Origin of the sequence: Caballeronia sp. (genome assembly GCF_049581465.1) — a bacterium.
Lineage (GTDB): Bacteria > Pseudomonadota > Gammaproteobacteria > Burkholderiales > Burkholderiaceae > Caballeronia.
The window spans coordinates 1-6,363 of sequence record NZ_JBAUSA010001395.1 but is presented as its reverse complement, the minus strand read 5'-3'; the positions used below and the strand labels follow the sequence as shown (position 1 = coordinate 6,363).

Here is a 6,363-nt window from a genome sequence, read left to right as displayed (position 1 = left end):
ACCACAAAGTGTAAACAAGCCGCGTAACGGTTCACGCGACAACTACCTTGACACACGCCGTTTGAAAAGAAATGAAGTCCCGCCCCGGACAGGGGCTAACAGAAATAAGCAAGAAAATACTACCTATGCAGAACAACCACGCGAGAAGAAGGACTCTATCCTAGCCCCACACTCTCCGCGAGCAGCACCCCCTCCACCCTAGCCCCACACTCGCCCCAAACAGAACTCCCAAAAGCCGCCAGCCGGCCCCTTCTAAGTTTCGCTCCAGAGCCTCAACAAATTGTGATAACAGCCGACCAGCGTCCTGCGCGCAGCATCATCGGCGTTTTGCGCGTTTAGCCGCTGAATGGCATTGTCCATATCAAACAGCAGGCTGCGCTGCGTATCATCGCGGACCAGGCTTTGCGCCCAGAAAAAACTCGCTACCCGCGTCCCGCGCGTGACCGGCCGGACCTCATGCAAGCTCGTCGCCGGGTAAACAATCGCGTGGCCCGCCGGTAGCTTCACCTCCTGCACGCCATACGTGTCCTCGATCACCAGCTCGCCACCGTCGTAGTCCTCCGGCGGCGTGAGAAACACGGTGATCGAAACATCGGTACGCACGCGGGCGCCGTGCCCAGGCACGATCCGGATCGCGCCATCGACATGACTCCCAAAGTGCATTCCGTCTTCGTACCGGTTAAAGAGCGGCGGATACACGCGGTTGGGTAGCACGGCGCTAATGAACAGGGGATGGCGTTCAAGCGACCCGACGATCATGTCGCCAAGTTCATGGGCAATCGCCGAGCTTTCGGCAATCTGCTGGTTGCGCTTGACCGGCGCGCCCTGATAACCAGCCGTGGCGCGGCCGTCCACCCACGCATCGGACACGTCTAGCCGCTCACGCATGGCGTGGGCGTCGTCAGGGCTCAGGACGCCAGGTATCGAAAGGATCATGTTTTGTTTTCCAGCCGAGTGGGAGTGCCCTTATTGCATGTAAATGAGAATCAATAGCATTATATAGACAAGCGTTGCCATCAATCATGTTTGTCGCGGCGGCGCGGTTTCTGCGTGCTGCTTGAGCGCCACGTGTATGAAAAAACACATTCGTGTCCATCAAGTCTTGGTACCCTAAATGAACTGCGAAATCGAATCGCTATACTGATGCGCTTATGCGGGCACGTACGCAGCACGTGCTTGTTTCGCGCCAGCGGTCGGATTACCGGCGCCCCCCCTTACTCGATACCGATCGTATGAAAAGCTACCCGCCCATTCGTCTTGTCCTGCTCGTGCTGACCGTCCTGGCCTCGCTCGTTTCCGGTCCAGTCTTTGCGCAAACCGCTCCCGACGCCGTTGTGAAGACGGCCGTGGAGGGCACGGTTAATGCAATGAAGGCAGATCCAAAGGCGCGCGGCGGCGACATGGCGGCCGTCAACCAGTTAGTCGAAGCGCGCTTCGTACCGGCCACGGACTTCCAGCGGACTACGCGAATTGCCGTTGGCAACGCGTGGAGCACGGCCACGCCTGAGCAGCAAAAGCAACTTTACGAACAGTTCCAGATTTTGCTGGTACGCCTTTATACGACATCGCTCGCACAGTTACGCGACGAGGACGTCAAGTTCAAATTCGACCCGGCGACGATCAGTAGCAGTGGCAATGACGCGGTCGTCGAGTCACACGTCTTTTCGACCGGTGGGGACAACCCCGTGCGTTACCGGCTGGAAAAGACGCCGCAAGGCTGGAAGATCTACGACATCGACATGCTCGGTGCCTGGCTCATCCAGGTGTATCAGGTGCAGTTCGCCGGGGAACTGTCCAAGGGCGGAATTGCCGGGCTGATCCAGTTCCTGACAAATCACAACGCGCGAAGTAACGAGTGAGAGGGTCAGCGTGGTTTTCCGCTGACCGCGCCCCTGATCCCCTCGAAAATGGCACAGCCGGCGCAAGCCGGCTGTGCCATTTTGGTAGTGCCGTCCTATCAAAACGGACATAGTCCGGCTAAATTGACCCCCGCGGACCGCATGATTGTCGCGACCGCGAGAAAGCTCGCGGCGCCGTTAGTGACCAACGATCCCAAGATCCGCGCGTATGCGCATGTCAAGACGATTTGGTGAGGGGGCGGGGCGTTTCCCGGAGGGTTGGGGCCACCCAACACCCCTCGCTTCCTAAACCTCCGACACCAGGACCATCGCGGTCGCCACAACACTCTTCGCCGACTTCAGGGCCCTTTCCCTCACCGAAGTCATGTTCTCAGTCTCACTCGAATATCTGAACGATGCGGGCAGCAACCGATAATCCGCCGCTACTTGCGCCGGCTTGATCTCACTGAAACCCGACTTGCGCAACGTCTTGGCCAGCATGGTGTAGTCGTCGAGGTCGGCCTTGCCGAGATTAATCATTACGTTGAAGTTGGCCATGGCGCCCTGCGTGCTCGCATTAAAAACCGCGATGCTACACGCGGTTGTGAATGTTGCGTCTTGAAAAGCAGAACGGGCGAATGAAGCCGCGTTCGCGACCTTCATCCGCCCGTCCCCTGGCTGCACCGCAACCCCGTCAACCAATGCCTACAGGACCGCAGCCGTCGTTTGCTTGCCGCCCTTGTTGGTCTTCATGCGGCCGATCTCTTCCAGCTTGATCTCGACGTGCTTCGAAAACACAAATTCGGCCGGACGCTGCTTGTCCATGGGAAGGTCTTTCGCGTAAGCACCTTCCGTACGCGGACCGCGCAACGAAACAGCCAGCGCCTTCAGCGGATGCGCCACCGTATCCATCACGGCCGTCGCTTCGAAGCCGCAATGCACCATGCAGTCCGCGCACTTCTCGTACTTGCCCGTGCCGTACTTGTCCCACTCGGTGGTTTCCATCAATTCCTTGAAGGTCTTCACATACCCTTCGCCGAGCAGATAGCACGGCCGTTGCCAGCCGAACACGGTGCGCGCCGGGTTGCCCCAGGGCGTGCATTCGTAGGTCTGGTTGCCGGCCAGGAAATCGAGGAACATGCCCGACTGGCTGAACGACCAGTTCTTGCCGTTGTTGCCGCGCTTGAAGATTTCACGAAACAGCGTCTTGGTCTTGTCGCGATTCAGGAAGTGCTGCTGGTCCGGCGCGCGTTCATACGCGTAACCCGGCGACACCGTGATGCCGTCGACACCCATCGGGCGAAGCGTATCGAAGAAGTTGGCAACGCGTTCCGGATCGGCGTCGTTGAACAACGTGCAATTGATGTTCACGCGGAAACCACGGCGCTTCGCTTCCTTGATCGCCGCAACAGCCTTCTCATACACACCTTCCTGCGACACCGAATGGTCATGCGCCTGCTGGTCGCCATCGAGGTGAACGGACCAGACGAAATACGGGCTCGGCTCGTAATCGTCCATCTTCTTTTCCATCAGCAACGCATTCGTGCAGAGATACACGAACTTCTTGCGCGCGATGATGCCCTTCACGATCTGCGGCATTTCCTTGTGCAGCAGCGGCTCACCGCCAGCGATCGACACCACGGGCGCGCCGCACTCGTCGACTGCGGCCAGGCAATCGGCCATGGAAATGCGTTGGTTGAGAATGGGATCTGGGTAGTCGATCTTGCCGCAGCCGTTGCACGCCAGGTTGCATCGAAACAGCGGCTCAAGCATCAGCGCAAGCGGATAGCGCTTGGTTCGCGTGAAATGCTGGCGCGCGATGTACGCGCCAACCCGGACTTTTTGCAGCATCGGAATAGACACAGGCGTGTGCTCCTTAATCTTCGCGAAGGGCGGTGGCGGATGCCGCGACTGCGGCAAGCGGCTTCGTCAGCTTCGTGGGGAGTTTGAATTCGACCTTTTCTTCGCGGCCGGCCATTGTCGTTACTTCGACGGGACCGAACGCGCGCAAGGCGTTTATGACGTGCTTAACCATTTCTTCCGGCGCTGAGGCGCCAGCCGTAATCCCGACAGCCTTGGCACCCGCAAACCATTCGGCCTTTACTTCCGAACCGTCTGCCACGAGGTAGCTCGGCACGCCGGTTTCGGCGCCGATCTCGCACAGGCGATTCGAGTTGGAACTGTTTGTAGCACCGACGACCAGCAGCACGTCGACCTGTTTGCTCAACTCGCGGACCGCCGCCTGGCGATTCTGCGTGGCGTAGCAAATGTCGCGCGTATCCGGGCCGACGATGTCGGTGAACCGGCGCTGCAACGCGTCGATAATGCCGCGCGTGTCGTCCACCGACAACGTAGTCTGCGTGACATAGGCGGCGGGGGTATCGACGGGCAGCGACAGCGTGGCAACTTCCGCCTCGCTTTGCACGAGGACGACCGTGCCGGGAATCTGGCCGATCGTGCCTTCCACTTCCGGGTGTCCCGCGTGGCCGATCAGGATGAGCGTGCGACCCTGCGCGACATACTGCCGCCCCTGCACGTGGACTTTCGTCACGAGCGGGCAGGTTGCATCGAGGACGTCCAGGCCACGCGCTTTTGCGTCGGCTTCCACCGTCTGCGCGACACCGTGTGCGCTGAAAATGGCGACTGCGCCGTGCGGCACTTCATCGAGTTCTTCGACAAATTGCGCACCTTTATTGCGCAGATTGTCCACCACGTGCCGATTGTGGACGATCTCGTGGCGCACGTAGACCGGCGCGCCGTGTCTTTCGAGTGCGCGATCGACAATTTCGATCGCGCGGACTACACCCGCACAAAAGCCGCGGGGTTGAGCAAGGATGATACGCATATTCGGGCGAACTCCGACTGACGCGGGTTTCGAATGGAACCGGCTGTATAAGCTAATTCAATCCGGTCGATTTTTTGTAAGCCAAACTAAAGCTTTCCGGAAAAAGCTCAACGAAACAATTGGCTAAAAATAGACCATTCGTTTCAACTTTAACGCCGAAGTTGACCGCGTATTCTAACGCGTTCGCTTTTCCGATGCTTGTAGGACGGTCTTTACGGCGCGCGAAGGAGGCTGAATAACTTCCCGGGCGCGGAAGCCGGTAAAATAACCGTCTGCCGAGTTGTCCAATCGGCGTCTCGATATGCCTCGCATGGAGGCTAAAAAGATCGCAAGCCGCCAGGCCAGCAAGGCGGCGCATGAGTCCGGTCAGGCAGGCCGGCAAGCAGGCCGGTCAAGCAACTCCGGCCCAGCCGCTTCCGCGTAGCGCTGACGCGAGCCTGAAGCAGTATCCGTGTGAGATTCAGTGCGGCCCGCTGAATCTGCATCGTGTTTGCGGACAGCACGCCGAACTATGCGGAATTTATCCTACGCATGCGGGGCCGTTGTGCGCATCCGACATCCGTGAACATTTTAGTGGAATTGTCCATAAATTAAGCAACTAGCCTGCATGCCCACTATCCGCGCGTCGATGCCTATTTGGACATCCGCGCATTGAGTCGAATACCTGGACCCTGTCATGGAAGTCGACCATTACGAGAATTTTCCGGTAGCCAGCGTCTTGCTGCCGAAACACCTGCGGGCGCCCGTGGGCGTGATCTATCACGTCGCGCGCACCGCGGACGATATCGCCGACGAAGGCGATTTTGCGCCAGCCGAACGGCATCAGCGCCTCGCCGATTTCCGTGCGGGCCTGGACGCGGTGGCGGTGGGCGACCCCGCGCCGGTGCATCCGGCACTGTTTGAAAAGCTGGGCGCGACGGTCAAGCAGTACGGTTTGCCGCTCGGACCGTTCTACGACCTCGTGTCGGCGTTCGACCAGGATATCGATACCACGCGCTATGCCGACTGGCCCGTCCTGATGGACTATTGCCGGCGCTCGGCGAATCCGGTCGGACGACTGATGCTGCATCTGTTCGATGCCTCGACGCCGCAAAACCTCGCGGACTCCGACGCCATCTGCACCGCGCTGCAACTCATCAATTTCTGGCAGGACGTGGGGATTGACTGGAAGAAGAGCCGGATCTACCTGCCGCTGAGCGATCTCGCGCGTTTTGGCGTGACCGAAGCACATATCGACGAGCAGATCTGCGACGACGCGTGGCGTGCGCTCATGCGTTTCGAAGTCGACCATGCGCGCGCGATGATCGTCGGCGGCGCGCCACTCGCCGTGCGCATGCCCGGGCGTTTCGGGCTGGAACTGTGCAGCGTTGTGCACGGTGGTTTGCGCATTCTTGAAAAAATCGAACAGGCCGATTACGACGTGTTCCGTAAGCGTCCTGTGCTGAAAGGCCCGGACTGGCTGTTGATCGGCGCTCGCTCGCTGGCCATGCGCTTGCGTGGCCGTGTCGGCGTGCACTTGCGCTCCGTGGAAAGTTAACCTGAATTTACGATGCTCCTGATTGCCTGGTTGTCCCTTCTCATCTGGCTCGTTCTCCTGTTTGCACGCGGCGGTTTCTGGCGCGCGCAGGCGGTCCTTCCCTTGAGCGAAAGCACGGTTCACGCTGTTGGCCAGGCGGAGAT

The 6,363-nt window shown here is 59.4% G+C and carries 7 protein-coding genes and 2 pseudogenes; 4 read left to right on the top strand and 5 right to left on the bottom strand.

The window, feature by feature from the left end; translation table 11 throughout:
- Positions 1-252: 252 nt before the first annotated feature.
- The gene (locus WCA53_RS33745) at positions 253-936 is read right to left on the bottom strand and encodes a Fe2+-dependent dioxygenase (protein ID WP_423922379.1); all 684 of its coding nucleotides are present in this window, start codon (positions 934-936) and stop codon (positions 253-255) included.
- Positions 937-1,232: 296 nt separating this feature from the next.
- On the opposite strand from WCA53_RS33745, the gene WCA53_RS33740 reads away from it, so the two are divergent.
- Positions 1,233-1,859 (top strand): MlaC/ttg2D family ABC transporter substrate-binding protein, encoded by a 627-nt coding sequence (locus tag WCA53_RS33740; protein WP_423922376.1) that lies wholly within the window; start codon positions 1,233-1,235, stop codon positions 1,857-1,859.
- A gap of 57 nt (positions 1,860-1,916) precedes the next feature.
- Positions 1,917-2,093, top strand: a pseudogene (locus tag WCA53_RS33735) (PIN domain-containing protein); the annotation flags it as partial.
- A 51-nt stretch (positions 2,094-2,144) separates the two neighbouring features.
- On the opposite strand, the gene WCA53_RS33730 reads toward WCA53_RS33735, so the two are convergent.
- From WCA53_RS33730 to WCA53_RS33715, 4 genes are all read right to left on the bottom strand, one after another.
- Positions 2,145-2,396 carry a hypothetical protein gene (locus WCA53_RS33730; RefSeq protein ID WP_423922373.1) on the bottom strand — a complete coding sequence of 84 codons (252 nt, stop codon included), beginning with the start codon at positions 2,394-2,396 and terminating at the stop codon, positions 2,145-2,147.
- A gap of 147 nt (positions 2,397-2,543) precedes the next feature.
- Positions 2,544-3,701, bottom strand: coding sequence for an adenosyl-hopene transferase HpnH (gene hpnH / locus WCA53_RS33725; protein WP_423922368.1), 1,158 nt, complete (start codon positions 3,699-3,701; stop codon positions 2,544-2,546).
- A gap of 13 nt (positions 3,702-3,714) precedes the next feature.
- Complete coding sequence (ispH, locus tag WCA53_RS33720; RefSeq protein ID WP_423922363.1) at positions 3,715-4,683, bottom strand: 4-hydroxy-3-methylbut-2-enyl diphosphate reductase; 969 nt, start codon at positions 4,681-4,683, stop codon at positions 3,715-3,717.
- Between the two features lie 52 nt (positions 4,684-4,735).
- Positions 4,736-5,041, bottom strand: a complete 306-nt coding sequence (locus WCA53_RS33715; protein WP_423922360.1) for a hypothetical protein — start codon at positions 5,039-5,041, stop codon at positions 4,736-4,738.
- Positions 5,042-5,359: 318 nt separating this feature from the next.
- Here WCA53_RS33715 and hpnC point away from each other — a divergent pair, with 318 nt between their 5' ends.
- Complete coding sequence (gene hpnC, locus WCA53_RS33710) at positions 5,360-6,220, top strand: squalene synthase HpnC (RefSeq protein WP_423922357.1); 861 nt, start codon at positions 5,360-5,362, stop codon at positions 6,218-6,220.
- A 12-nt stretch (positions 6,221-6,232) separates the two neighbouring features.
- Positions 6,233-6,363, top strand: a pseudogene (locus tag WCA53_RS33705) (glycosyltransferase); the annotation flags it as partial.

What these genes read in the sequence shown, in the direction of transcription:
- WCA53_RS33730 (WP_423922373.1), bottom strand. Translation starts at nt 2,396, where the DNA reads ATGGCCAACTTCAACGTAATGATTAATCTCGGCAAGGCCGACCTCGAC.
- hpnC (WP_423922357.1), top strand. Translation starts at nt 5,360, where the DNA reads ATGGAAGTCGACCATTACGAGAATTTTCCGGTAGCCAGCGTCTTGCTG.
- WCA53_RS33715 (WP_423922360.1), bottom strand. Translation starts at nt 5,041, where the DNA reads ATGCGCCGCCTTGCTGGCCTGGCGGCTTGCGATCTTTTTAGCCTCCAT.
- WCA53_RS33740 (WP_423922376.1), top strand. Translation starts at nt 1,233, where the DNA reads ATGAAAAGCTACCCGCCCATTCGTCTTGTCCTGCTCGTGCTGACCGTC.
- ispH (WP_423922363.1), bottom strand. Translation starts at nt 4,683, where the DNA reads ATGCGTATCATCCTTGCTCAACCCCGCGGCTTTTGTGCGGGTGTAGTC.
- WCA53_RS33745 (WP_423922379.1), bottom strand. Translation starts at nt 936, where the DNA reads ATGATCCTTTCGATACCTGGCGTCCTGAGCCCTGACGACGCCCACGCC.